Here is a 25,947-nt window from a genome sequence, read left to right as displayed (position 1 = left end):
CCTCTAGCGCAGCATCGCGATGACGTTGTCCGCCGCAAGCTCGCTGGGCCGCTTGCCGCCCGTGGACATGATATCTTCCAGCCGGGCGAACGCCTCCACCTGACGTTGCCGCGCCGGGGTATCTTCGACAATATCGCGCAAGGCAGGCGCGAGGTTTTCCGCCGTGAAATCCTGTTGCAGGAATTCCGGGATCACATTCTCGCCGAGAATGAGGTTCGCCAGAATGATCGACGAGGTCTGGATCACGCGCCGCGCGATAAAGGCCTCGATCTCGGTAACACGATAGGCGGTGACCATCGGCACGCCTGCCAGCGCCAGTTCGAGCGTCACCGTTCCGGATTTTGCGAGCGCCGCGCGTGCCGTCCTGAAAGCGGCCTTCTTGTCATCATCGCTGACCACGATGCGCGGCTGCACCGGCCAGTCCGCAGCGGCGGCACGCACGCTGTCGAGCAATCCGGGCACTGTCGGCAGCACCGGCTCGAACGCAACACCTTGCGCACGCAACAGGCGCAGCGTGTCGCCGAAGATTGCCATGTTGCGTTTGATCTCGCTGCGGCGGCTTCCGGGCAGCACCAGAAGCAGCGGCGGCGCGGCCGACCGGCGCGCCAGTTCCTGCTTATCCGGCCGCAATGTACCCAGTTCATCCAGCAGTGGATGACCGACATAGGTACACGGCGGGCCGCTCAACTTGCGATGAACCGCGGGCTCGAATGGCAGAACGGCCAGCAGCCTGTCGACATACGCACGCATTTTCCGCGCCCGTCCCGGCCGCCAGACCCACACCGTGGGCGAGACGTAGTCGACAATCGGGATCGAAGGGTCGCGCGCGCGGACACGCCGCGCCACCCGATGCGTGAAATCCGGGCTGTCGATGATGACCAGAACGTCAGGCCGCTGTTTCAGGACTTCGTCCGTCGCCTCGCGAATACGCCGAAGGATCACGGGCAAGCGCTTCGGAATTGCCATAAAACCGATGATCGCGAGTTCATCGATCGGGACGAGAGACCTCATCCCCTGCTCTGCCATGTGACGACCGCCGACCCCGACAATTTTCAATCCAGGTCCGAGCCGCTCCCGCAAGGCCCTGATCAGGCCTGAGCCGAGCCGGTCGCCGGATTCCTCGGCCGCGATCAGAAATATCGTCGGGGATTTGCGCGCATCGCTCTCGCCCGCGCTCACAGCGGCAGTCCCGTGACAAAGAGCCCGGCCTGATCCGCCTTCGCGGTCATCACATCTGCTTCGGCGACCAGTGTACGCCCGGCAACAATCCCGATGCCGGCCAACCCGGCGGCAATGACGCCCTCAATGGTCCTTGGACCGAGCGTCGGAAGATCGAAGCGCAAATCCTGCTGTGCCTTGGGCATTTTCACCAGCACGCCGCTTCCGGGCTTGGCTCGAATTCTTTTCTCCGCCCGCAACCGCGTCACCCGCGCCAGAAGTCCGTCAGTGCCCTCGATATCTTCAACAGCCACCACATGGCCATTGATCACGACAACGCCCTGACCGACGTCGAAAGGACTGATCGCCTGCATCAGTTCACGCGCCTTGGCGATATCGGCGACAGCCTCGGCATCGGGCGTGCGGCGTGTGAGACTGCCCTCCGGCATCAGCAGCTCGGGCGCGACATCCTGGATGCCGACGACGCGAATTCCATGGCGCTCGAAGATGCGGCTGACGCCTGTCAGCAGATGATCGTCGCCGCCGCGCAGTGCCGCCGCAATCGCGGGAATGGCGCGCAGCGTGCCCCAGTCGAGACGGATTTCCGACAAGGCCGGGCGCACCAGGCCGCCGATGAAAATAATGTCGCGGCAGCCTTCGGTTCGCATCAGCCGCGTCAGCCGGCCGACCTGTCCGAGTGCGACCCAGTGATGAGGATATTGCGCGACCCGCACCGGATCGCAGAAGCCCCGGATCGCGAACAGAAACGGCGCGACGCCCCGGGCCCGCAGCAGGTCGGCGACTGAAAACGGCAGCACTCCGCTTCCCGCAACGATGCCAACTGTCGAGGACAATGCGGGAGGTGTCATCATCGCTGTTCGAGGCGAGCGCGCTCGGAGGGCTTGTTGGGGTTGTTGTGCGCCATGCAGAGCGGCCGTTTGATGCCGTTGTCGATGAAGGTCAGTATCTCGGCGATCGCCGGATCGGCGCTTCCCATTGGCCGCAACGCTTGAAGCCGTTCGGCGAAGATACCGCCGCCATGAAACAGCTGCTGGTAGAAGTCGCGTACTACTTTGAGGCGCGAATGCGTAAAGCCACGGCGGCGCATGCCGACCACATTCATGCCTTCAAGATGCGCGAACTGGCCGCTCGCAAGTCCGTATGGAATGACGTCGTGACGCAGACCGGAAACCCCGCCGATCATGGCCTGATGCCCGATCCGGACGAACTGATGGGCCGCTGACAGGCCGCCGAAATAAACGAAATCGCCGATCTCGCAATGACCGCCCAGCGTCGCGCTGTTGGCGAAGATCACATTGTCTCCGACGAGGCAGTCGTGACCGATATGGGAATACGCCATGAAGAAACCGCGCTTGCCGACGCGCGTCTTGCCGCCGCCTTTAACGGTGCCGACATTCATGGTCACGCTTTCGCGGATGATGCAGCCCTCGCCGATGTCGAGCGTGGTCGGTTCGTCGCGATAGCCGAGATCCTGCGGCGCCATTCCGAGCGACGCAAATGGAAACACCGCGCAGCCGGCGCCGAGCGTGGTGCGGCCGCCGATGTTGACATGAGCGTGCAGCTTGCAGTCCGGGCCGATCGTCACGTTCGATCCCACGATGCAGTAAGGCCCGATCGAGACACCGTCGCCGATAACGGCTCCATCCTCAATTCGCGCCGTTGGATCGATCTTGCTCATCAGCCCCTCTTGTCAGCATACCTTTCGCTCAGCCGAAAACCGGACCGCGCAGACGATACGACACTTTTATAACGAACCCGATCCGCCATCCCGGATCAAAGATGGCGCGTTCGTGGTCATGAATTGTTACGCATGATGACAGAGCACGTCAGTCGGCCAGCATCGCACCGACATCGGCCTGCGCGACGATCTCGCCGTTGACCTTGGCGTCACCGTGAAACCACCACATGTCCCGCCGCCGCGTGACCAGCTTCATATGATAATGAATGATGTCGCCGGGGCCCGTCGGCTTGCGAAACTTGCACTTGTCGATGGTCAGAAAATACACCGCCGTCGGCCGGTTCGTCTCCGTCGACAGCATGCCGATCACGCCAGCCGTCTGCGCCATGCCTTCGATCATCAATACGCCAGGAAAAATCGGGCGGTTCGGGAAATGCCCCTGAAATACCGGTTCGTTGACCGACACGTTCTTGATACCGATGCCGCTGAAGTCCTTGCGGATGTCGATCACCCGGTCGATCAGCAGCATGGGATAGCGATGGGGCAGAGTCTTCAGGATCTGCCCGATGTCCACGGCCTCGATAGTGATTGGTGCCTGCTCGTCCATTATGTCTGTTCCCCGTCGCCCGACGGCTTCGATTTCAATTTCGCAATGCCTTCCCGGCCCAGACGCTCCACCTCGAACAGTTCGCGGAAGAACTGCTTGATCGGCTTGGCCGGAGAGCCACCCCAGCGCGCGCCGGCCGGCACCTCGCCGACGACGCTGCTTCGTGCCGCGATCTGTGCCCCGTCGCCGATGGTGGCGTGATCGCTCACGCCAATGCGCGCGGCAAGGACCACGCCGTCACCCAGCGTCGAACTGCCGGCGATCCCGCTCTGGCTGACCACCACACAGTTGCGGCCGATGACGACGTTGTGGCCGATCTGGACAAGGTTGTCGATCTTGCTGCCCTCGCCGATGACGGTGTCATTGAGCGCCCCGCGGTCGATGGTGCAGCCAGCGCCGATCTCGACCCCGTTCTGGATGATGACCCGTCCGGCCTGGGGCACCTTCACATGCCCCTTCGCACCCATCAGGTAGCCAAACCCGTCCTGGCCGATCCGGCAGCCCGGATGGATGATGACCTCGTTGCCGATCAGCGCACAGAGAACTGAGGCGTTCGCGCCGATATTGCAATCCCGGCCGATCCGGACACCCGCCCCGATCACCGCACCTGACCCGATCACGGTTCCGGCCCCGATTTCGACGTCCGGTCCGATCACGGCCAGCGGATCAACGATGACGTCGTCCTCGAGATACGCCGACGGATGCACAACTGCCGCGGCCGCGACCCCGCCGTTGTCGAACCATGAGGTCGGCCGCAACGTGTCGGGATAGAGGGCACGCATCGCCGCGACAAAGGCCTTGTAGGGCTCCGCGACGCGCAGAACCGCGACATGGGGAGGAACGCTGCCCTCAAGCTTCTCGTTCACCAGGCAGGCGCCGGCGTGGGTCTGCTCGAGCTGGGCGGCGTACTTCTTGTTTTCGCAAAATGTCAGGTGAGCGGGCCCGGCCCGATCGAGCGACGCTGCACCGGCAATGAGCCTGTCGGCACGCGCTTCATCGGCGAGCTGGGCTCCGGTCAGCGCGGCAAGGTCTGCCAGCGTCACCGGTGAAGGACGTTTAAAGAATGTCCTCTGCGTCATTCCATCCGCCGCGGTCAGGGAAATGCACTTTCCCGCGACTCGAACCCCGGACCGCATAAGGAAAATGCCTGCAACAAAATAACCGAGCGGGTTCCAACCGGATGGCTGGAACCCGCTATTTGAAGTGCGAGCTCTTTTATGAGCTCAGAATGACGTACCGCCACCGAACCGGAATTCCTGAGTCCGGTCGTACTGACTCTTGGACAGCGGAATTGCGTAATCGAAGCGCAGCGGTCCGAACGGCGACTGCCAGATCAGGCCCACACCCACCGACGTTCGGATCAAGCCATTGTCCGCGCCGACGGTCAGACACTGATTTTGAGCGTTCTGTATCGGTGTTCCGTTACAGGACCCAACAAGCGATGTCACACCCTCGTAACCGAACACCGAACCGGCATCGGCATAGATCGCGCCCTTCAGACCGACTTCCTTGGGCAGGAACCAGAACGGCATCTGCAACTCGGCCGAAGCGCCCCAGTACTTGGTGCCACCCAGCGCATCGCCATAACCAGTCGTTGCGAAGTTGCTGATGTCGCGCGGGCCGATACCAACCGGTGCGAAGCCGCGGACAAGATTCGGTCCCATCTGGAAGTGATCCAGCATGCGGATACCCTTGCCGGTGTCGGTGAGCACACCGCCCTGCAAGCGCAGCACGCCGACGATGTCCGCCACGACCGGCGTATAAAGCTTCACGTCACCCGTCGTCTTCAGGTAGCTCACGTCTCCGCCAACGCCCGCGAAATCCTGGTTGAGGGTCGCGAGGATACCGCTGGTTGGATCCTTGTTGTTGTCGAGCGTGTTGTAGGCGAGCGTATAGCCGACCGCAGAGGTAATGACCGGCCCGTTGGCAAGTCCCTGCTTCACAGCGACCGAAGCTTCGCCGTCAGCCAAACAGTTGCTTCCACCAAGCGCTCCGCTGAACGGGCCGGTGTAGAGACCTCCGGGCTGCGAATTAGGCGACCCACCCGCATTGATGTAACCGGGAGTCGGATAATAGGACAGGCTGCTTGGATCGTTGTTACAGTTCTGCAGATAGTACGGCAGCGTGATTTCCTGCCGCGAAATCGAGTAGCGCAGTTGCAGGTTCAGGTCTTCACGCAGCTGGAAGCCGAGTCGCGGGCTGAAGCCGATCGATTTCGAATCGTAGGACACGTAGTTCGAAGCGAGCTGCTTGCGCTGATAGAAATCGAGACCCAGCGCGACGCGGTAGCCGAGCAGATATGGCTCGACGAACGACAACGTGTAGCCCTGCGTACGCTGGCCGTACTGCACGGACGCCTTCGCATAAAGGCCGCGGCCCAGCAGGTTGCGCTCCGAGATGCTGACTTCGCCGAGGAAACCGTCCGCGGTCGAATAGCCGCCGGACACCGAGAAGTCGCCGGTCGACTTCTCTTCGAGATCGACGTTCAGAACCACGCGATCGGACGACGAACCTGGCTCGGAGTTGACCTTCACGGTCTTGAAGTAGTCGAGGTTCTTCAGGCGTCGCTCGGCGCGATCGACCAGCGCGCGGTTGTACGCATCGCCTTCCGAGATATCGAACTCGCGGCGGATAACGTAATCGCGGGTTCGCGTATTTCCGCGAACGTTGATTCGCTCGATGTAGACGCGCGGCCCCTCATCGATCGCAAACACGATCGAAACGGTGTGCGCTTCGAAATTGCGGTCGCCACGCGGCTTCACCGTCGCGAAAGCGTAACCGCGTCGCGATGCTTCGATCGACATTTCCTCGACCGACTTTTCAACGGCTTCGGCATTGTAGATTGAGCCCACGTTGACGCGAGAGAGGCTGCGGAACGAGTTGCCGTCGAGCGTGGCGATGCTGGACTGGAAGTCGACAGAACCGACGCGGTACTGCTGGCCTTCCTCGATCTTGAAGGTCACGAGGAAACCCTTGCGCTCGGGATCGTACTCCGTCAGCGCAGCGACGATCTGGACGTCGGCGTAACCGTTCTTGAGGTAGAACCTGCGCAGGATGTCGCGATCGGCCTCGATGCGGTCCGGATCGTACACGTCGTTGCCGCCGAGGAAGCTGAGGAAATTGCTTTCGCGGGTCTTGATCACGTCCCGCAGCCGGTAACCCGAATAGGCCTGGTTGCCGATGAACTCGATCGACTTCACGCCGGTCTTCGCGCCTTCGGTGATTTCGAAGACAAGATCGACGCGGTTGTTCGGCTGCTCGATGATCTTGGGCTCGACCTTGACGTCATAGCGGCCGTTGCGGCGATAGATTTCGGTAATACGCGCGGTGTCGGACTGAACCATCGCCCGCGACAGGGTTCCGCGGGCTTTGGACTGCACTTCTGCCGTGAGCTGGTCGTCCTTGACCTTCTTGTTGCCTTCGAAGGCGACCCGGCCAATGACGGGGTTTTCAACGACCACAACGACCAGCCGGCCGCCGGCCTGGTTGATCTTCACATCCTGGAACAGGCCGGTCTCGATCAGAGCCTTCAGGCCGTCGTCGATGCGTGCGCTGTCGAGGCGTCCGCTCGGGCCCGGCTTGAAATAGGAACGGATGGTATCGGCCTCAATCCGGCGGTTGCCTTCCACGCCAATGGAAGCCGCGGTCTGGGCAACAGCCTGCGACGATACGAGCGAGGCCGTCGCCACAGCGGCGACCGGCAAAGCAAACATGATCAGGGCAGCGGTCAAACCGCCCCGTAGCACTCGCAATCCAACCATCATGCGCCAGGCGCCCTTGTCATTCCAAAGCCGGCCCGTTTCCGGGCCGGGAGATTCCCCAAATATTGCACTGCTTGTAGCCAATTTTGCCTAACGGGCAAATGTCCTTTCGCAGCGCAATTCCAATTTCCCAACAAGACGTTGCTGATCGGCCACGCCTGTAAAAAAGCCGCAATCAGGACGCGGCCAGATGCAGAATGTCATTGTAGGTCGCGAAGATCATCAACATCAGCACGAGCGCCAGTCCGACCCGGAAACCCAGCTCCTGCGACCGCTCCGACAACGGCTTCCCCCGCACCGCTTCGACGGCATAGAACAAAAGGTGCCCGCCATCGAGAAGCGGGACCGGAAACAGGTTGAGAAGCCCGATCGAGACCGACAGGACTGCGGCGAGGTGAATCAGTGCCGCGAGGCCGATGGTGGCGACCTGACCGGAGATCTGGGCGATCCGAATCGGTCCGCCGACCTGATCCGCATTTTCCCGGCCGGTGAAGATTCCGCCGATATAGGCAACGGTCCGGTCAACGACGAACCAGGTCTCCTTGACGCCCAGCCAAACAGCGGTCGCCGGATTCACTGGTTTGGTGACGGTGTCGCCGGGGCCCGTTGCGCGGGTAATTCCGAGGATTCCGACCCGGTGGACGTTGCCGAAGGTATCCTTGATTTCACGAAGCTGAGGCGTTCCGGTCAGTTTCACGACCTCGTCGCCGCGTTTCACGGTGAAGACCAGCGGCGTGCCCGCCTTGGTGCTCACCAGCCGCTGCATGTCGGTGAAACTCTCGATCGCGTCGCCGTTGATTGCGGTCACGATGTCGCCCGGCTTGAACCCGGCCGCAGCGGCGGCGCTGTTTTCCTGAATGGAATCGACGCGAGCGGTCTGGCTCGGCTTGCCGAAGAACGTAAAGAGAGCCGCGAAAATAACGATCGCGAGCAGAAAATTCGCAATCGGACCCGCAGCCACAATGGCAGCACGCGGCCCAACCTTCTTGTGGTGAAAACTTACGCTGCGCTCTTCAGCGGTCATGGTCTGGAGTGTATCGGCGGACGGTGTGCTGGCCTCGGAATCGTCGCCGAAAAACTTGACGTACCCGCCGAGCGGAATCGCCGACACCTTCCAGCGCGTGCCGTGGCGGTCATTGAAACCGAACAGTTCCGGCCCGAAACCGAGCGAGAACGTTAAGACCTTCACCCCGGCCCAGCGAGCGACGAGGAAATGGCCAAGCTCATGGAAGAAGACAACGATGGTCAGGACGAACAGGAAGGGGATGATGTAGCCGATCAGGCCATGACTCAACGTATTGAAACCATTCAGGAAAAAATCCACAACGCAATCCCTCACCAGCGGGCCGCCGGGCCCGGTCCCAACGATCTAGGATGCCTTTAAGGCAATTTGAGGCAAGAGGGCGGCAGCACTATTTCGCGCATCATGGTCAACAGAAATCGCGTCATCGGCCGACGTCAGCGGCGCGAGATTCCCTGCCCTCACCCAGTTATTCAGGGTGGCTTCGACAAGCTGCGCGATGCCGCCAAACCGGATTCTCTGCGCAACGAAAGCGGCCACCGCGACTTCATTCGCCGCATTATAGACGGTGGTCGCCCCGTTGCCGGTGCGCAGCGCGTCGTAGGCGAGTTTCAATCCCGGGAACCGGTCGTAATCCGGCGCCTCGAAGGTCAGCGAGCCTATTTTGGCGAGATCCAGCGCCGCGGCGCGCCCTGTGATGCGGTCCGGCCAGCCGAGGCAATGCGCAATCGGCGTGCGCATGTCGGGCGTTCCGAGCTGCGCCATGACGGAACGATCGGAAAACTCGACCATGCCGTGGACGATGGACTGCGGATGCACCAACACGTCGATCTCGTCCGGTGATAGCGCAAACAGGTATGAGGCTTCGATGACCTCCAGCCCTTTGTTCATCATCGATGCGGAATCGATGGTGATTTTCTGGCCCATGCTCCAGTTCGGATGCTTCAGGGCTTGAGCAAGCGTGGCCTGCGCGATGTCGGCGGCCTTCCAGGTGCGGAACGGCCCGCCCGACGCCGTGATGATGACGCGAACAAGCTCCTCGCGATTGCCGGAGGCTAGCGCCTGAAACAGCGCGTTGTGTTCGGAATCCGCCGGCAGGATGCACGCGCCCGCTTTGGCGGCGCGATCCATGAAGAAATCGCCGGCGCAAACAAGGCACTCTTTGTTGGCGAGCGCAATCGTGGCGCCGCGATCGGCAGCCGCAAGCGCAGGCTTCAGTCCCGCCGCGCCACTGACCGCGGCCATCACCCAATCGGCAGGACGTTCCGCCGCTTCGATGATGGCGCTCTCCCCTGCACCAAACGCAATGTCGGTTCCGGCCAGAGCTTCGCGCAATTCACCAAGCTTCGAGGCATCGGCGACGGCGACAAACCGCGCATTGAATTCTTTCGCGAGTTTCGCCAGTCCTTCGACATTGCCGTTCGCGGTCAGCGCCTCGACCTGATAGCGCTCGGGAGACGCGCGCAGCAAATCCATCGTGCTGTCGCCAATCGAACCTGTGGCGCCGAGCACGGTAATGGTCCGCACGGCGGATGCCGCGGCCTTGTTGTTACGCAACGGAACAGCGTTCATCACATCACCAAACCATGAAACCGCGGCCGACGCCATCAAGGCCGCCGCGCATAAAGCCAATAAGGGCGGCGAAAACAATCGCCGCAACGAAACCGTCGAGCCGGTCCAGCAACCCGCCGTGACCGGGAATGATGTGGCTCGAATCCTTGACGTCGAAGCGGCGTTTGACGGCGGATTCGAACAGGTCACCGAACTGCGAAACAATCGACAGAACGGTGCCGAGCAAGAGCAGCGGAAGCATCTTGCCGAAACCGAGCAGCGCGAATCCCGCAGCGATCACGAGGCTGAGGACCAAGCCGCCAATCGCGCCGGCCCATGTCTTCTTCGGGCTGACGCGCGGCCAGAGTTTTGGCCCGCCGATGCCGCGCCCTGCGAAGTAACCGCCGATATCGGTCACCCACACGATGAGAAGAACGAACATCAGCGCGACAAACCCAATATCGGCATCGCGCCGGACGATAATCGCGGAAATCAGAGCCGCGGCGGCATAGACCAGTCCGCTTGCAACCCATCCGCGCCGTTCGCGCACGAGTGCCGCGGCCAGCACAATTCCGACAGCCACGATCCCGAACGCGAGGTCCATCCGTCGCATCATCAGGCAAACGCCGGCGACAGCCAGCGCAGCTATTCCTGTTGCCGCAGCAAGACGACTGCCGGAGAGGCCGACGATCATCAGCCACTCGAAATACAGCAGCGCAGCAGCCGCGATCACGATGCAGGCCCATGGCCAGCCGCCGATCCACGCGACGGCGATGGTTAGCGGTGCAAGCACAAGCGCCGCGACGACGCGCATGTAGAGATTGCTCGACCCTTTCGCGGCATCGGGTGTCGCTGGGATCTCCGGGGCCACGCGGCTCACGATCCGGTCTTGGCGACCAGCCCGCCGAAGCGGCGTTCGCGGGTCGCGTATTCGGCAATCGCGCCCTCGAGCGCAGCCTTGTCGAAGTCCGGCCAGTGAATCGGGACAAACACCAGTTCGCTGTAAGCCGCCTGCCACATCAGGAAATTCGAGAGACGCTGTTCGCCGCTGGTGCGGATGATCAGATCGGGGTCCGGAATGTCCGGCGCATCGAGGTAGCTGCCGAGCGTATCGGTGGTGATCGTCGCCGGATCGCGCTTGCCCTCGGCGACTTCGCGCGCAAGCCGCTGCGCCGCGTTGGCGATCTCCTGCCGCGATCCGTAATTGAAGGCCACGACAAGCGTGAGACGCGTGTTGTTCCGCGTCAGTTCCTCGGCTTCGTTGAGCAATGCGCAGATGTCGGACTCAAGTCCGTCGCGTTCGCCGATGACGCGAACCCGCACACCATCGGCATGCAGCGTCGCAAGATCGTTGCGGATGAAGCGGCGCAGCAGGCCGAACAGATCGCCGATCTCGCTCGCGGGCCGCGACCAGTTCTCGGAACTGAACGAGAAGATCGTGAGATAGGAGATTCCGAGTTCGTGCGAGGCCCGCACCACCTTGCGCAGCGCGTCGACGCCGCGGCGGTGTCCCTCGGCGCGCGGCAATCCCCGCGCCGCCGCCCAGCGTCCATTGCCGTCCATGATGATCGCGACGTGCCGCGGCGCATCGGCACGATCCGATTCTCCTGGCTTTGGCATGGCGCCGTTCGACATTCGCGATCTCTTAAACGGTGAGAATTTCTTTTTCCTTGGCCGCAAGCGCCTTATCGACGTCGGCGATGGCGGCATCAGTCACCTTCTGAACCTCGTTCGAAAGGCGCTTTTCATCGTCCTCGGAAATCTGATGATCCTTCTCGAGCTTCTTCAGCATGTCGAGACCGTCGCGGCGCACGTGACGAACCGCAACGCGCGCAGCCTCGGAATATTTGTGCGCGACTTTCACCAGTTCCTTGCGCCGCTCTTCGTTGAGCTCGGGAATCCGCAAGCGGATAACCTGGCCTTCGGTCGCCGGGCTGAGGCCGAGGTTCGAGTTCACGATCGCAGTCTCGACCGCCTTCACCATCGACTTGTCCCAGACCTGAACCGACAGCAGACGCGGCTCCGGCACACTGACGGTAGCGACCTGGTTGAGCGGCATATGGCTGCCGTAGGCCTCGACCTGCACCGGTTCAACCATCGAGATCGCGGCACGGCCGGTGCGCAATCCGCCCAGTTCGTGCTTGAGCGAACTGATCGCGCCTTCCATCCGGCGCTTGAGGTCGTTGATATCGAAATTCCCGGCCGCCATGCGATGCTACTCCTTCAAGTCTGATGCGGCTCAAATGATCGGCCGCATCGCGTATCTTATTGTTCTGGCGCGACTTTCAGTTCCGCGCCGCCGCCTCCGCCCTAGCCGGAAACGATCGTGCCCTTGCCCTTGCCGCTCAGGATGGCGCCGATCGAGCCTGCCTCGGCGATCGAGAACACAATGATAGGCAAGGACGTTTCGCGGGCAAGCGCGAAGGCCGTCGCGTCCATCACCTTATAGCCGCCTTCCACCGCCTGCGAATGGCTCAACCGTTCAAATCGCTTGGCGGATGGGTCTTTCTTGGGATCGGCACTGTACACGCCATCGACATTGGTGGCCTTGAGGACCGCCTGCGCGCCGATTTCGGATGCGCGAAGCACCGCCGTGGTGTCGGTCGTGAAGTACGGGTTGCCGGTGCCACCGGCGAGCAACACGATGCGGCCCTCGGCAAGATACCGGTGAGCCGCCGCGCGGGTGAAAAGTTCGCTGATCTGCGGCATCACGAACGCGCACAGCGTGCGGGCCGACTGGCCCTTGCGCTCAAGTGCCGATTCGAGCGCCAGGCAATTCATCACGGTGGCGAGCATGCCCATCGTGTCGCCGGTGGTGCGGGACACGCCGCGGGAAGAAACTTCGACACCGCGAAAGATGTTGCCGCCGCCGACGACGACGGCGATCTCGACGCCAAGTTCCCGCGCCCTGATCAGGTCGCTGGCGATGCGGTCGATAGTGGGCTGGTGAATACCGAAGGATTGGTCCCCGGCGAGATATTCGCCGGAAACCTTGACCACGACACGCCGGTAAGCAGGTTCAGCCATACGATCGCTCACTCATTCGAATTGAGCGCATTCCAGAGCAAAACAGGGTGTCTTGCCGAATGCGCCCAGAATCCCGATCGGCGCGCGTCGTCTCGTTACCCCTGACCGGCAGCGGCAGCGACTTCAGCGGCGAAATCGGATTCCTGCTTCTCGATTCCCTCGCCCAGAGCATAGCGCACAAACCCGGCAACCTTGATAGGCGCGCCGACCTTGCCCTCAGCTTCCTTCACGGCCTGCGCCACGGTCTTGGCGCTGTCGTGGATAAACGCCTGCTCCAGCAGGGTCACTTCCTTGTAGTAGGTCTTGAGACCCGATTCGACGATCTTGGCGATCATCGCATCCGGCTTGCCCTGCTGGCGGTACTTGTCCGCCATGACGTCCTTCTCGCGGTTCACCACCACAGGATCGAGACCGGCGGCGTCGAGCGCCTGAGGGTTGGATGCGGCGACATGCATCGCGATCTGGCGAGCCAGCGCTGCAAGCTCATCCTTCTTGCCGGTGGATTCCAGCGCGACGATCACGCCCATCTTGCCGAGACCATCGATCACGGCGCCATGGACGTAGCTGCCGACAACGCCATCGCTGACCGAAAGTTCGGCCGCGCGGCGCAGCGTCATGTTCTCGCCGATGGTGGCAATCGCGTCCGCGATGGCGCGATCGACGTTGTACTCGCCAACCTTGGCCGCCTTGATCTTCTCGACGTCGGCGCCTGCCTTGAGCGCAACCTGGCCGATCATCTTGACCAGGCCCTGGAACTGCTCGTTGCGCGCAACGAAGTCGGTCTCGGAATTGACTTCGACGAGAACGCCCTTGGTGCCGTCGGTCACGGCTGCGATCAGGCCTTCAGCCGCAACGCGGCCCGACTTCTTCGCAGCCTTCGAGAGGCCCTTCTTGCGCAGCCAGTCAACCGCCGCGTCGATGTCGCCGTTGGTTTCGGTCAGCGCCTGTTTGCAATCCATCATGCCCGCGCCGGTTTTCTCGCGCAGATCCTTGACCATTGCCGCTGTGATTGTTGCCATTGCCGGATGTCCTTTGCCTGTGCGGGCCGCGCGGCGCAGCGATTGCTGGCTAGCCGGATTCGACGCGCAGGAATTTTTCTAGTCGGGGAATGTCGCGGCCGGATGAACCGGCCGCGAATAGGTTTAAGGCTTATTCCGCGTCCGCGGTCAGCGCCTTGGACTGGGCAACCCAGCCATCGGCACGCGCCGGCAAGCCGACTTCTTCGCCAATCTTGTGAGCGGTGTCGTGGTCGAGCTCTGCGATCTGCCAGTAGTGGAAGACGCCGAGATCGTTGAGCTTCTTCTCGATCGCGCCGGACACGCCGCTCAGCTTCTTGAGATCGTCGGCAACTCCGCGCGGACCAGCAAGACCCTGGAAGCCTTCAGACTTGGCAGGTTCAACCGCTTCCGGCGTCGGGTTGGCCAGAGCGCCGATGTCGATGCCAGCGCCGCCCTGTGCGCGCGAAATACCGTCGATCGCCGCACGGGCGACGAGGTCGCAATAGAGAGAGATCGCACGGCCGGCGTCGTCGTTGCCGGGAACCACGTACGAGATACCCTTCGGATCGCAGTTGGTGTCGACGATCGCGGCCACCGGAATGTTGAGGCGCTGGGCCTCCTGGATCGCGATGTCTTCCTTGTTGGTGTCGATCACGAAGATCAGGTCGGGCAGACCGCCCATGTCCTTGATGCCGCCGAGCGAGCGGTCGAGCTTGTCGCGCTCGCGCTGAAGCGTCAGACGCTCCTTCTTTGTGTACTGCGCGCCTTCACCCGACGCGAGCATCTCGTCGAGCTGACGCAGACGCTTGATCGAGCCGGATACGGTCTTCCAGTTGGTCAGCGTGCCGCCGAGCCAACGGGAGTTGACGAAGTACTGCGCGGAACGCTTGGCGGCTTCCGCCACGCCGTCCTGCGCCTGGCGCTTGGTGCCGACGAACAGGATACGGCCGCCCTTGGCGACGGTGTCGCTGACAGCCTGCAGCGCGCGGTGAAGCAGCGGCACGGTTTGAGCGAGATCGATGATATGAATGTTGTTGCGGGCACCGAAGATGTAATCCGCCATCTTCGGATTCCATCGGTGAGACTGGTGACCAAAGTGCACGCCAGCTTCCAATAGCTGACGCATAGAAAATTCAGGTAACGCCATAGTCAATTCTCCGGTTGGTTCCTCCGGAAGCGTGTGAGCAACGAGCCGCAAACAAAAATGACTTGCGTCCCGGTTGCCACCGGACGGCTTTTTAGAGCCATGCTTCCGTGTGAGATGCGCGGCTTATAACCACGTAACCGGGGTTAAGCAAGCAAATCCGGCTGATTTTGCGGCAAAAGCCCCGCCTGATCTGGCGGAGCTTTTCCGTAGCCGTTGCAGATCAGCCCGGCGGCTTGGGAGCCGGTCTTGCTACAGGAGCCGGACGCGGCGGCGGTGCCGGGCGCGCAATTGGAGCCGGTCGCGGAGCCATTTGTGGCCGAGGCGCCATCTGAGGCCGCGGCGGCGGTGCGGCCGGCCGCTGGAACTGCGGCTGGGGACGCGGCGCCATCTGCGGCTGAGGCCGCGGAGCCATTTGCGGCCGCTGGAATTGCGGTTGCGGCCGAGGCGCCGCCTGCGGGGGCCGCTGGAATTGGGGCTGCGGCCGTTGAATCTGCTGTCGCGGAATCACCTGAGGCCGAGGTTCCGGCCTCTGGAACTGCGGCCGAGGCTGACCGGCAGGCCGTTCCGGACGGCCCGGTCTTGCCGCCGGGCCCGACGGAGCGGCAACGCCTGGCTGCGGAGATCCCGGCTGAACCGAGGGCCGCGCAAGGCCGGGGCGACCACCGGGCCCCCGGTCGGGACGGCCCGGACGGCCATCCTGTCCAGGCTGCGGACCTGTCGCGCCCGGCGCCGGCAAGGTGCTTGGCAAAGGCCGTACTCCCGGCCGGCCACCACCCGGCCCTGCTCCCGGACCCTGTCCCGGCAGCACGTTCCCCGGCTGAAGACCCGGCCTGACAACACCCGGTTGGACTTGGCCCGGCTGGACCTGTCCCGGACGGCCGGCGCCCGGCAGAACGCCCGGAGGTGCCGCGACCTTGCCCTGTCGAATCAGGTTTGCACGCCGCGTCGCCGACGGCGGCAGCGCCGGTGCAAATGCGGGGCGGGTTGTCGTCGCGCCGACCGGCCCACCGGGCCGTCCCGGCCTGAACTGACCGCCCGGCCCGAACTGGCCGCCGGGTCTTCCCGTTCCGATCACTCCAGGCGACGGACGCCGGTTGATGATGGTGTTGATCACGTTCGTGTTGTGAATATTCGTGAACAGGAAACGGTTGATCGGCGGACGCACATAAATCGGCGGCCGGATGAAGATCGGAATAGGCACGAACACCGGCTGCGGCAGGTAGTAGGCATCGTCGTAATAGTACGGCGGATCGAGCACGACGAAATCTTCCGGCGGCGGCGGCAGGAAGAAGATCGGCGTCGGCGGTGGCGGCGCGAATCCGAATACCGGATCGTCGAACATCAGATATGGCCGGTCGACATACTCGTATTCGTATTCCGGCGGCGGCGGCACATCGTAGGCATAGGCATCAAAGGCCGGCGGCGGCTCCAGCGCAGCGGCAATATTGGCAAGCCTGCGGCGCGCGTCGGCCGCATGCGGTCCCCTCGGATAACGCTTCAGATAGGACCAGTACGCCTGCTGCGTGTTCGCCCGATAGGTCTGCCGCCAGGTGATGGCCTCGCGGCGTGCGGCGATGATCGCCCTCACCCGCTTGGCCATCGGATCGTCGGGATAGGCCGCGAGAAACGCCTCGTAGTCGGCAATCGTGTCGCGCTCGAGCGCCGCCGTGTAGGCCTCCTGTGCGCTGAAATCACGAATCGGTTTCGAGCGCGCGGCAGCGTCCTGATTGGCCTGGAGCGGCGGAGCGTCCGGCGCGCGCTCGAAGAACACGAAGTCGCCTTCGAACTTCTGCGCGTCCCACGGCACCTGCGCGCCCTTGGTGACGTCATTCACGCGCAGCCGCACGCGGTTGAAAACCTCGGGAAGCGAAATGCCGCCGGTGCGCATCATCTCAGCGAGCGCCTGCGCATAAGGGCCGTAGTTGCCCGTGGGGTTCGGCGCTACCGTGCCCGGCGCGGCGTTGAACGCGATGAGACTTTTGGGGTCGGGTTCAATGAGCGCAAGGCCGCCCGCGAGCGGCTGGCCTTCTTTCGCAAACGGATAGTTGTACGCCGCATCGAGCACGACAACGGTGCCCTTCAGCGGCAGTGACGACAACTGGCGGATGTAATCGCCGACGCGCAGGCCTTCGACCGGAACGTCGGTATCGCGCACCATGTTGGCATCGACGGGCGCAAAGTAATTTTCGCCCGCGAGCTGAAGACCGTAACCTGCAAGATAGACAAATGCGACCGTATCCGGTCCGGCTGCCTGCGCCTTCCTGATGAAGTCGCCGAAGGTCTGGCGCAGCGTCTCGCCGTCGAGATCCCGCGCGCCGACCACATCGAAGCCCGCCGCCTGCAATGTCTGGGCGATCAGACCGGCGTCATTGGCGGCGGTCGCCAGCGGCGCCTTCTGGTAGTTGCCGTTGCCGATCACGAGCGCGATGCGGCTTTGCTGGCCCTGGGTGGGCGGCGGGGTTTGCGCGTGAAGGGGTAACGCCATGGCCGCGAAGGCCAGCACCACTGCGACGCCGAAGAGCCTGCTGATTCCGCGCATGACATTTTTCCCGTTCAGTCCAACGGTGCAGTCAACCCCGCGCCGCATGAACAGTGGTTGAACGAAAGATAGTCGGAATAAGGCGGCAGCCCCCGAGGTCACCGTCAGGGGCAACCGTCAGATCGTCTGCACATCCACCACGCCGGAGACCGCCTTGAGCGCGCCGGCAATCTGCGGCGACACCTTGAAACGGCCCGGAAGCTTCATTTCGACCTCGGTCTGAAGATCGAGCATCATGATCAGCGTGACCTCGCCGTCACCTGCGGGCGGGCCCGAAGACGGCCTTGGCGGCTGAAGCCTGTTGCCACCGGTCGCGGCCTGATGACCTTCGAGCCGCTTGGCAATCGACTCCAGCGGCTTGTCGTCGCGCACGAAGATGCGCAGGCCCTTCTGGGTTTTGGCGGCGGCATCGTCGAGCGGCTCGGCGTGCAGAATCCGCGCGCGCACGTCCTCGCCCTGTAGCTCCGCGCCGATCTGCATGAGCACGGCCGAGCCCGGCTCAAGCACGTCGCGGTATTGCGCGAGGCCTTCGGAGAACAGCACGGCCTCGAAATGTCCGGTCGGATCGGACAACCCGATGATGCCCATCTTGTTGCCGGTCTTGGTGCGCCGCTCCATCCGCGACACCACCGTCGCGGCAACGCGTCCTGCGGTCGCGCCGGTCTTCACCGCACGCGAGAACTCGGTCCACGACTGCACGCGCAAACGCTTCAGCGCGGTCGAATAATCGTCCAGCGGATGGCCCGACAGGAAGAAGCCGATGGCGTCGTATTCGCGCCGCAGACGATCCGCCGGGAGCCACGGTTCGAGATTCGGAAGTACGATGCTCGGCGCATCGGCCATGCCGCCGAACATGTCGTTCTGTCCGCTGGTGGCGGCTTCGTGACTGCGCTGGCAGGCGGCGACGATGGCGTCGGCACCGGCGAAGACACGCGCGCGGTTGGCATCGATGGTGTCGAACGCGCCGGCAGCCGCGAGGCTTTCGACCACGCGCTTGTTGATCGCACGCGGACTGACGCGGGCGGCAAAATCGGCAAGCGAGGTAAACGGCCGGTCGCCCCGCGCTTCCACGATCATCTCGACCGCCTGCTGGCCGACGCCCTTGAGCGCGGCGAGCGCGTAATAGATCGTGTTGTCGCTGACCTCGAATGTCGTGCCAGAACGGTTGATCGACGGCGGCTCGACCTTGATGCCAAGCCGCTGCGCCTCGGCGCGGAATTCGGACAGCTTGTCGGTATTGTTCATGTCGAGCGTCATCGACGCCGCGATGAACTCCACCGGATAATGCGCCTTCATGTAGGCGGTCTGGAAGGACACGAGCGCGTAAGCGGCGGCGTGGCTCTTGTTGAAGCCGTAGTCCGCGAACTTGGCGAGCAGTTCGAAGATCGTCTGCGCCTGCCCTTTCGGGACGTTGTTCCTGGTCGCGCCGGCCACGAAGATTTCGCGCTGCTTGTCCATTTCCGCGCGGATCTTCTTGCCCATCGCGCGGCGCAGCAGGTCGGCGTCACCGAGCGAATAGCCGGCCATGACCTGCGCGATCTGCATCACCTGTTCCTGATAGATGATGACGCCGAAGGTCTCCTTCAGGATCGGTTCGAGCATCGGATGCATGTAATCCGACTCTTCGTCGCCGTGCTTGCGCGCGCAGTAGGTCGGGATGTTCGCCATCGGACCCGGGCGATAGAGCGCAACCAGCGCGATCAGGTCTTCGAGCCGGTCCGGCCGCATGTCGACCAGCGCGCGCCGCATGCCCTGACTTTCAACCTGGAACACGCCAACCACTTCGCCGCGTGCCAGCATCTCGTAGCTGGGCTTGTCGTCGAACGGCAAATGCGCGAGATCGACGTCAACGCCGCGCTGCTTCAGCAGTTTCACCGCGACGTCGAGCACCGTCAGCGTCTTGAGGCCGAGGAAGTCGAACTTCACCAGTCCTGCGGGCTCCACCCATTTCATGTTGAACTGGGTGACCGGCATGTCCGATTTCGGATCGCGGTACATCGGCACCAGTTCGGAGAGCGGCCGGTCGCCGATCACGATGCCCGCGGCGTGGGTGGAGGCGTGGCGCGTCAAACCTTCGAGGCGCTGCGCGATGTCGAACGCCCGCGCGACCACCGGGTCTTCGTCACGGAACGCCTGCAGCTTCGGCTCGCTCTCGATGGCTTTTGCGAGAGTCACCGGCGCGGCCGGATTCTGCGGCACAAGCTTGGTCAGCCGGTCCACCTGCCCGTAAGGCATCTGCAACACACGGCCGACGTCACGAAGCACACCGCGCGCCTGCAAGGTGCCGAAGGTGATGATCTGGCCGACCTGCTCGCGGCCGTAGCGCTCCTGCACATAGCGGATCACCTCGCCGCGGCGGTCCTGACAGAAGTCGATGTCAAAGTCAGGCATCGAGACGCGTTCGGGGTTAAGGAAGCGCTCGAACAGCAAACCGAAGCGGATCGGATCGAGGTCGGTAATGGTCAGCGCGTAGGCAACCAGCGAGCCTGCGCCCGAACCGCGGCCCGGTCCCACCGGAATGCCATGCGACTTCGCCCACTTGATGAAGTCCGACACGATCAGGAAGTAGCCGGGATATTTCATGCGCGTGATGACGTCGATCTCGAACGCCAGACGCTTTGCGTAGTCTTCTTCCGTTGTGCCCGGAGCAAGACCGTACTTTTGCAGACGCCAGGCGAGGCCTTCCTCGGCCTGACGGCGCAGCTCCTCCGCCTCGGCATTTTCGCCGGCGGCGGCATTGTCGCCGCCCACTGTAAAGCGCGGCAGGATCGGCTTGCGTGTCTTGGGCCGGTAGGAGCACCGCTTCGCAATCTCGACGGTGGACGCCAGCGCTTCAGGCAGATCGGCGAACAGCACCGCCATTTCGGCGCGTGTCTTGAAGCGATGGTCCGGCGTCAACTGATAGCGATCGGTCTCCGACACCAGCCGCCCGCCCGCGATGCAGAGCAATGCGTCGTGCGCCTCGTAGTCGTCGGCGGTGGCGAAATACGGCTGGTTGGTCGCGACTAGCGGCAGACCCATGGCATAGGCCATGTCGATCAGCGCGGGCTCGACGCGGCGCTCGTTCTCGAGTCCGTGGCGCTGCAATTCGATATAAAGCCGGTCGCCGAACAGTTTCGCGAGAATGTCGCAGCGCGCCTGCGCCAATGCGGGCTGGTCCGCGTTGATGGCCTGCCCGATCGGCCCTTCCAGCCCGCCGGTCAGCACGATCAGCCCGGCGGTCTCGCCTTCCAGCCACTCGATCTTGATGTGAGGCGGCTGATTGACCGGCGTTTCCAGGAACGCACGGGAGTTGAGCTTCATCAGGCTGCGGTAGCCGTCCTCGCTGGTGGCAAGCAGGACAAGCCGCGCCGGCTGGAGCGCATTGCGTGCGCTGGCATCCTGATCGCCGAAATCGGTCGTCATCGCGCAGCCGGTAATCGGCTGGATGCCGTAACCGGCGAGTTTGTCGGAAAATTCCAGCGCGCCGAACATGTTGTCATTGTCGGTCAGCGCCAGTGCAGGCTGATGGTCAGCCTTGGCGAGTTCCAGCAGTTTGCCGATGGTTATCGACCCCTGCAGCAACGAATAGGCCGAATGCACGTGCAGATGAACGAATCCGGGATCCGACGCGACCGACTTCGGCGAAACAGTTTTGGACATGCTGACCCTGGCAACCTTCGCAAGCGCCGTTCATCGAACCGATGAACCGACTGCGATAAAAGAACGACTCATAAGCGTCGATGGTGGTGCCTTGTACTATGGGTGTCCACGCAGAAGACGGGGACCCGTCTGTTGAGGCCGGGTCCATCATCGTTTTCCCCAGCCTCGGGCGGTTCCGAGGCTGGGCAGGTCACTACATCTGCGGAATGACCTGCGCCCAGATCGCGATCATTCCGACGAAAAGCACAACCGAGGTCAGCGCAGCAGCTTCTTCAACGAATGTCTTCAACATGACCGAACTCCCTATCGACGCTCTATCGACTATCCGATACGACTCTATGAGAACGTAATAGGAACATTGTTCCTTTTTTGTTCTCAGAGTCAAGCGCCGGAAATCCGGCCAGGGCCGATGTTCTGGCCAATGCTAACGAAACGTAAACGGCCCGTGACTTTCGCAAATCCATCAACAGCTACTCGGGAACGTGAGTTGACGAAAACTGTTGGAAACGGTCTGGCTTCACCACATCAGGAATCCCGGGCATCGACCCGGCAGGAGAACATCATGCGCAGCACCCTTTTGGCCCTCGCCGTACTCGGCGCCGGCGTCGCTATCCAGTCCGCTCCGGCGCAAGCCCGGGATTATCCGTTCTGCCTCCAGGGACGGGATACGGCCGGTGGTCTCGGTGACTGCCGATACTCGACCTATCAGCAGTGCCAGGCGACGGCTTCAGGCACGTACAACAGCTGCTACGCCAATCCGTATTTCGCCTACAGCGAAGACCCCTACGATCAGCCGCGCCGCCGCACCCGGCGCTCGGCCTACTGATCCTGCCAAAGCGCCGCGTCAGTCCAGTTCGATGACGTGACCGTCCTGGAGCGAGACGCGGCGGTCCATCCGCGCAGCCAGGTCCATGTTGTGCGTCGCGATCAGCATCGCGACGCGCGTCGCCCGCACCAGCTGGGTCAAAGCTTTGAAAACGTGATCAGCGGTATGCGGATCGAGATTTCCGGTCGGCTCGTCAGCGAGCAGGACCCGGGGCGCGTTGGCCACCGCGCGTGCAATTGCCACGCGCTGCTGCTCACCGCCCGATAGTTCCGCGGGCCGGTGGGTCACGCGTTCCGCCAATCCGAGATAGGCCAGGATTTCCTTCGACCGCTTGACGGTTTCCTTTTTCGGCAGGCCGCGGATCATCTGCGGCAACATCACGTTCTCAAGCGCCGAGAATTCCGGCAGCAGGCGATGGGATTGGTAGACGAAGCCGATATCGGTGCGGCGGATCTGCGTTCGCTCGACGTCGGACAGTCCCGAGGTCGCAGTGCCTCCGACATAGACTTCGCCCTCGTCGGCCTGCTCCAGCAGACCGGCGATATGCAGCAGCGTCGATTTGCCGGTGCCCGACGGCGCGACCAGCGCGACCGACTGCCCTTCCCACAGCGCCAGACTGGCGCCGTCGAGAATGGTCAGCGTGGCTTCGCCCTGTTTGTAGCGCCTGCGGACGTCGTGCAGATAAACGACCGGTACGCCATTTTCCCCCTGCTCCATCTGTGCGCTCATTCGTACCTGAGCGCTTCGATAGGATCGAGACGCGCCGCCCGCCATGACGGGTACAGCGTCGCCAGGAACGACAGCGTCAATGCCATGATCACCACCGCGGCGGTCTCTCCGACATCGACTTCAGCCGGAAGCTTGGAGAGGAAGTAAAGCTCGGGCGAGAACAGTTCGGTGTTGGTCATCCAGGAGATGAACTGGCGGATGGTCTCGATGTTGAGACAGATCACGAGGCCCAGCAGAAAGCCCACAAGCGTGCCGACCACACCAATGGCAGCGCCGGTAATGAGAAACACCCGCATCACCGACCCCTGCGACGCGCCCATGGTGCGCAGGATCGCGATGTCCTGGCCCTTGTCCTTCACCAGCATGATGAGGCCTGAGACGATATTCAGCGCCGCCACCAGCACGATCAGCGTCAGGATCAGGAACATCACGTTGCGTTCGACCTGCAGCGCATTGAAGAACGTGGAATTTCGCTGCCGCCAATCGACCAGGAAGATCGGCCGCTGCGCCGCCTCCGTCACCGCCTTGCGAAAGACGTCGATCCTGTCGGGGTTGGTTGTGAAAACCTCGATGGCGGTGACGTCGTTGGCGCGGTTGAAATAGGCCTGCGCCTCGGTCAGCGGCATGAACACGAACGAGGCGTCGTATTCCGACATGCCGATCTCGAACACCGCCGCCACCTTGTAAGGCTTGATGCGCGGCGTCGTCCCCATCGGCGTGACTGCGCCGCGCGGCGACACCAGCGTGATGCTGTCCCCGGCCCGCAGCGACAACTGGTCGGCCAGCCGGCGGCCGATGGCGACGCCCTGACCTTCGTCGAACCCTTCGAGCGTGCCCTGCTTGATGTTCTTGGCGATCGACGTGACGGCGTTGAGATCCTGTGCACGGATGCCCCGGATAAAGACGCCCGCGGCATTGAACGGCGACGAGCCGAGGCCCTGTCCGTCGACCACCGGCGCCGCGAGGCGGATGCCGTCGGCCTTGCTGATGCGCTCGGCCACGTCCTTCCAGTCGGTCAGCGGCGATTCAAGCGGCTGGACAACGATATGGCCGTTCAAACCGAGAATCTTGTCGAGCAGTTCCTTGCGGAAGCCGTTCATCACCGCCATCACGATGATGAGCGTCGCCACCCCGAGCATGATGCCGAGAAACGAAAAACCGGCGATGACTGAAATAAAGCCCTCTTTGCGGCGCGCCCGCAGATAGCGGGTCGACAGCATCCATTCGAATGGCGCGAAAGGTGGGGTCCGAACTGGCTCGCTCATGTTGGTTCCATAGTCCGGATTTTCACACGAATCGGGCTAATTCTAGTCGCGGCCCGCAGCGATCGCGACCTTACCGAAGATTATTCAGTGGACGGATCAGGACTGGGTGAAGCGGTTGATCGCCTTATCCAGGCTCATGAACTCGCGCGATCCATCGCTGCGGCGCTTGATTTCCACCTTGCCCTCGGCGAGCCCCTTCGGGCCGATCAATACCTGCCAGGGGATACCGATCAGATCAGCAGTGGCGAACTTGCCCCCCGGCCGCTGGTCGGTGTCGTCGTAAAGTACGTCGACGCCCTTGGCATTGAGCGCCGCATAAAACTTCTCGCAGGCCGCCCCGGTCTCCGGGCTGTCCTGCTTGAGATTGAGGACCGCGACGCGGAACGGCGCGACTTCCTCCGGCCACTTGATGCCGTTCTCGTCATGACAGGCCTCGATGATCGCGCCGACAAGACGCGAGACGCCGACACCGTAGGAGCCGCCATGGATCGGCTTCTCCGCGCCGTCCGGGCCGGACACCAGAGCCTTCATGGTGTCGGAATACTTGGTGCCGAAGTAGAAAATCTGCCCGACCTCGATGCCGCGGGTCTGCACCCGCTTGTCGGCGGGCACTTCGCTCTCATAGCGCGCCGCGTCGTGAACATCCTCAGTGGCGGCGTATAGATCGGTCCACTGCTTGATGATCGGGGTCAGGTCGCCGTTGTAGTCCACATCGGCGCCTGGCACCGGCAGATCGAGAACGTCCTTGTTGCAGAACACACCGGACTCGCCGGTTTCTGCCAGAACGATGAACTCGTGGGACAGATCGCCGCCGATCGGTCCGGTCTCGGCCCGCATCGGGATCGCCTTCAGGCCCATGCGCGCGAAGGTGCGCAGGTAAGCCACGAACATGCGGTTGTAGGACAGCCTCGCCGCGGCCTCGTCGATGTCGAACGAATACGCGTCCTTCATCAGGAATTCGCGGCCACGCATCACGCCGAAACGCGGACGCTGCTCGTCGCGGAATTTCCATTGGATGTGATACAGATTGAGCGGAAGGCTCCGGTAGGACTTCACGTAGGACCGGAAGATTTCCGTGATCATTTCCTCGTTGGTCGGACCATAGAGCAACTCGCGCTTGTGGCGGTCCTGGATGCGCAGCATCTCCGGCCCGTAAGCGTCATAACGGCCGCTCTCGCGCCACAGATCCGCAAGCTGCAAGGTCGGCATCAGGAGTTCGATGGCGCCAGCGCGGTTCTGCTCCTCCCGCACAATCTGCTCGATCTTCTTCAACACCCGGAAGCCGAGCGGCAGCCACGCATAAATTCCCGCCGCCTCCTGCCGCATCATGCCGGCGCGCAGCATCAGGCGATGCGACACGATCTCCGCCTCCTTGGGCGTTTCTTTGAGAATTGGCAGAAAAAAACGCGACAATCGCATGGGAACACTCGGAGTTTCGGGATTGATCCGGGAATCGGAGGGAAAGCTTGGGAACCTTTTCAGTGAAAGCGGATCAAATGGCAAAACACAAGAGGAAGCATGGGTGTGGCTTTTGGGGGATTTGCGGTTCCCGCCCCCCATGGTAACAGCCTGATGGGGTTTCAAATGGCTGCAACACGGATCAGATCGATAGGACGATGGGCTGCGTTTGTCGCGGTCTATGCGCTTGTCTTCAACGTGATGCTGACCAGCGCCCTGCTGGCCTCGATCTCGCCGCTCAAGCTCAACGCCCTCCACGAACTCTGCCTCAACGGCAGTTCAGCGATTCCCGACGCAGACGGCAACAGCGATTCCGCCAAGCCGATCGTCCGCTGCCCGTTGTGCCTGTCCAGTGCGGTGGCGACGGCTGACCAGCCGCCGCAGACCCCTGCGCTGGCGATCCGCATCGCGCTGCGCGTTCTGTTCGAACCCGCGCCGAACGACCATGTCACTGTCCGCTTTGCGGAGAGCGATCACCAGCCCCGCGGCCCTCCCCACCTGAGCTGACGACCTCGCGCT

Annotated in this window: 21 protein-coding genes; 2 read left to right on the top strand and 19 right to left on the bottom strand. The window is 62.7% G+C overall.

The genetic code is table 11. From position 1 onward, the window contains the following. Window positions 1-3: 3 nt before the first annotated feature. From lpxB to dnaE, 16 genes are all read right to left on the bottom strand, one after another. Entirely contained in the window at window positions 4-1,179 is a 1,176-nt protein-coding gene (gene lpxB / locus ACP7AL_RS19965; protein ID WP_425993662.1) for a lipid-A-disaccharide synthase, read from the bottom strand. Further along, window positions 1,176-2,030 (bottom strand): LpxI family protein, encoded by an 855-nt coding sequence (locus tag ACP7AL_RS19960; RefSeq protein WP_425993660.1) that lies wholly within the window; start codon window positions 2,028-2,030, stop codon window positions 1,176-1,178. The genes lpxB and ACP7AL_RS19960 overlap by 4 nt, the downstream gene beginning before the upstream one ends. Then, on the bottom strand, window positions 2,027-2,857 hold the full coding sequence (lpxA, locus tag ACP7AL_RS19955; protein WP_425993658.1) for an acyl-ACP--UDP-N-acetylglucosamine O-acyltransferase: 831 nt from the start codon (window positions 2,855-2,857) through the stop codon (window positions 2,027-2,029). The genes ACP7AL_RS19960 and lpxA overlap by 4 nt, the downstream gene beginning before the upstream one ends. Window positions 2,858-3,005: 148 nt before the next feature. Next, window positions 3,006-3,464 (bottom strand): 3-hydroxyacyl-ACP dehydratase FabZ, encoded by a 459-nt coding sequence (gene fabZ / locus ACP7AL_RS19950; protein ID WP_006020730.1) that lies wholly within the window; start codon window positions 3,462-3,464, stop codon window positions 3,006-3,008. Next, the gene (lpxD, locus tag ACP7AL_RS19945; RefSeq protein WP_425993656.1) at window positions 3,464-4,543 is read right to left on the bottom strand and encodes a UDP-3-O-(3-hydroxymyristoyl)glucosamine N-acyltransferase; all 1,080 of its coding nucleotides are present in this window, start codon (window positions 4,541-4,543) and stop codon (window positions 3,464-3,466) included. The genes fabZ and lpxD overlap by 1 nt, the downstream gene beginning before the upstream one ends. A gap of 144 nt (window positions 4,544-4,687) precedes the next feature. Beyond that, window positions 4,688-7,228, bottom strand: coding sequence for an outer membrane protein assembly factor BamA (bamA, locus tag ACP7AL_RS19940; RefSeq protein WP_425993654.1), 2,541 nt, complete (start codon window positions 7,226-7,228; stop codon window positions 4,688-4,690). Between the two features lie 172 nt (window positions 7,229-7,400). Then, window positions 7,401-8,549, bottom strand: coding sequence for an RIP metalloprotease RseP (gene rseP, locus ACP7AL_RS19935; protein WP_425993652.1), 1,149 nt, complete (start codon window positions 8,547-8,549; stop codon window positions 7,401-7,403). Between the two features lie 45 nt (window positions 8,550-8,594). After that, window positions 8,595-9,818: a 1-deoxy-D-xylulose-5-phosphate reductoisomerase gene (gene dxr, locus ACP7AL_RS19930; RefSeq protein ID WP_425993650.1), complete on the bottom strand. Its 1,224-nt coding sequence runs from the start codon at window positions 9,816-9,818 to the stop codon at window positions 8,595-8,597. 4 nt (window positions 9,819-9,822) lie between these two features. Beyond that, complete coding sequence (locus tag ACP7AL_RS19925; RefSeq protein ID WP_425994447.1) at window positions 9,823-10,611, bottom strand: phosphatidate cytidylyltransferase; 789 nt, start codon at window positions 10,609-10,611, stop codon at window positions 9,823-9,825. Between the two features lie 62 nt (window positions 10,612-10,673). Further along, entirely contained in the window at window positions 10,674-11,432 is a 759-nt protein-coding gene (locus ACP7AL_RS19920; RefSeq protein ID WP_425993648.1) for an isoprenyl transferase, read from the bottom strand. A 10-nt stretch (window positions 11,433-11,442) separates the two neighbouring features. Further along, the gene (gene frr / locus ACP7AL_RS19915) at window positions 11,443-12,006 is read right to left on the bottom strand and encodes a ribosome recycling factor (protein WP_024921829.1); all 564 of its coding nucleotides are present in this window, start codon (window positions 12,004-12,006) and stop codon (window positions 11,443-11,445) included. Between the two features lie 101 nt (window positions 12,007-12,107). Further along, the gene (pyrH, locus tag ACP7AL_RS19910; RefSeq protein WP_006020738.1) at window positions 12,108-12,824 is read right to left on the bottom strand and encodes a UMP kinase; all 717 of its coding nucleotides are present in this window, start codon (window positions 12,822-12,824) and stop codon (window positions 12,108-12,110) included. A gap of 95 nt (window positions 12,825-12,919) precedes the next feature. Beyond that, window positions 12,920-13,843: a translation elongation factor Ts gene (gene tsf / locus ACP7AL_RS19905; protein WP_006020739.1), complete on the bottom strand. Its 924-nt coding sequence runs from the start codon at window positions 13,841-13,843 to the stop codon at window positions 12,920-12,922. A 130-nt stretch (window positions 13,844-13,973) separates the two neighbouring features. Beyond that, a complete protein-coding gene (locus ACP7AL_RS19900) occupies window positions 13,974-14,969 on the bottom strand; it encodes a 30S ribosomal protein S2 (RefSeq protein WP_006020740.1) in 996 nt (331 codons plus the stop codon). Between the two features lie 220 nt (window positions 14,970-15,189). Continuing rightward, window positions 15,190-17,508 (bottom strand): caspase family protein, encoded by a 2,319-nt coding sequence (locus tag ACP7AL_RS19895; RefSeq protein WP_425993646.1) that lies wholly within the window; start codon window positions 17,506-17,508, stop codon window positions 15,190-15,192. 117 nt (window positions 17,509-17,625) lie between these two features. Beyond that, window positions 17,626-21,150 carry a DNA polymerase III subunit alpha gene (gene dnaE, locus ACP7AL_RS19890; protein ID WP_425993645.1) on the bottom strand — a complete coding sequence of 1,175 codons (3,525 nt, stop codon included), beginning with the start codon at window positions 21,148-21,150 and terminating at the stop codon, window positions 17,626-17,628. 487 nt (window positions 21,151-21,637) lie between these two features. Here dnaE and ACP7AL_RS19885 point away from each other — a divergent pair, with 487 nt between their 5' ends. Beyond that, complete coding sequence (locus ACP7AL_RS19885) at window positions 21,638-21,976, top strand: DUF3551 domain-containing protein (RefSeq protein WP_425993644.1); 339 nt, start codon at window positions 21,638-21,640, stop codon at window positions 21,974-21,976. Between the two features lie 18 nt (window positions 21,977-21,994). On the opposite strand, the gene ACP7AL_RS19880 is transcribed toward ACP7AL_RS19885, so the two are convergent. The 3 genes from ACP7AL_RS19880 to proS all read right to left on the bottom strand — a co-directional run bounded on the left by ACP7AL_RS19880 (window position 21,995) and on the right by proS (window position 25,389). Beyond that, a complete protein-coding gene (locus ACP7AL_RS19880; RefSeq protein WP_024921826.1) occupies window positions 21,995-22,693 on the bottom strand; it encodes an ABC transporter ATP-binding protein in 699 nt (232 codons plus the stop codon). A gap of 8 nt (window positions 22,694-22,701) precedes the next feature. Beyond that, the gene (locus ACP7AL_RS19875; RefSeq protein ID WP_006020746.1) at window positions 22,702-23,970 is read right to left on the bottom strand and encodes a lipoprotein-releasing ABC transporter permease subunit; all 1,269 of its coding nucleotides are present in this window, start codon (window positions 23,968-23,970) and stop codon (window positions 22,702-22,704) included. Between the two features lie 96 nt (window positions 23,971-24,066). After that, window positions 24,067-25,389 carry a proline--tRNA ligase gene (gene proS, locus ACP7AL_RS19870; RefSeq protein ID WP_425993643.1) on the bottom strand — a complete coding sequence of 441 codons (1,323 nt, stop codon included), beginning with the start codon at window positions 25,387-25,389 and terminating at the stop codon, window positions 24,067-24,069. 165 nt (window positions 25,390-25,554) lie between these two features. Between proS and ACP7AL_RS19865 the strand changes: the two genes are divergently transcribed. Continuing rightward, a complete protein-coding gene (locus ACP7AL_RS19865; protein WP_425993642.1) occupies window positions 25,555-25,935 on the top strand; it encodes a hypothetical protein in 381 nt (126 codons plus the stop codon). Window positions 25,936-25,947: the final 12 nt, after the last annotated feature.

The organism is Afipia sp. DC4300-2b1 (assembly GCF_049895725.1).
In the GTDB taxonomy this organism is placed as follows: Bacteria; Pseudomonadota; Alphaproteobacteria; order Rhizobiales; family Xanthobacteraceae; genus Afipia; species Afipia broomeae.
Note: the sequence above shows the minus strand (reverse complement) of the source record. Positions and strands in the feature narration are given on the sequence as shown.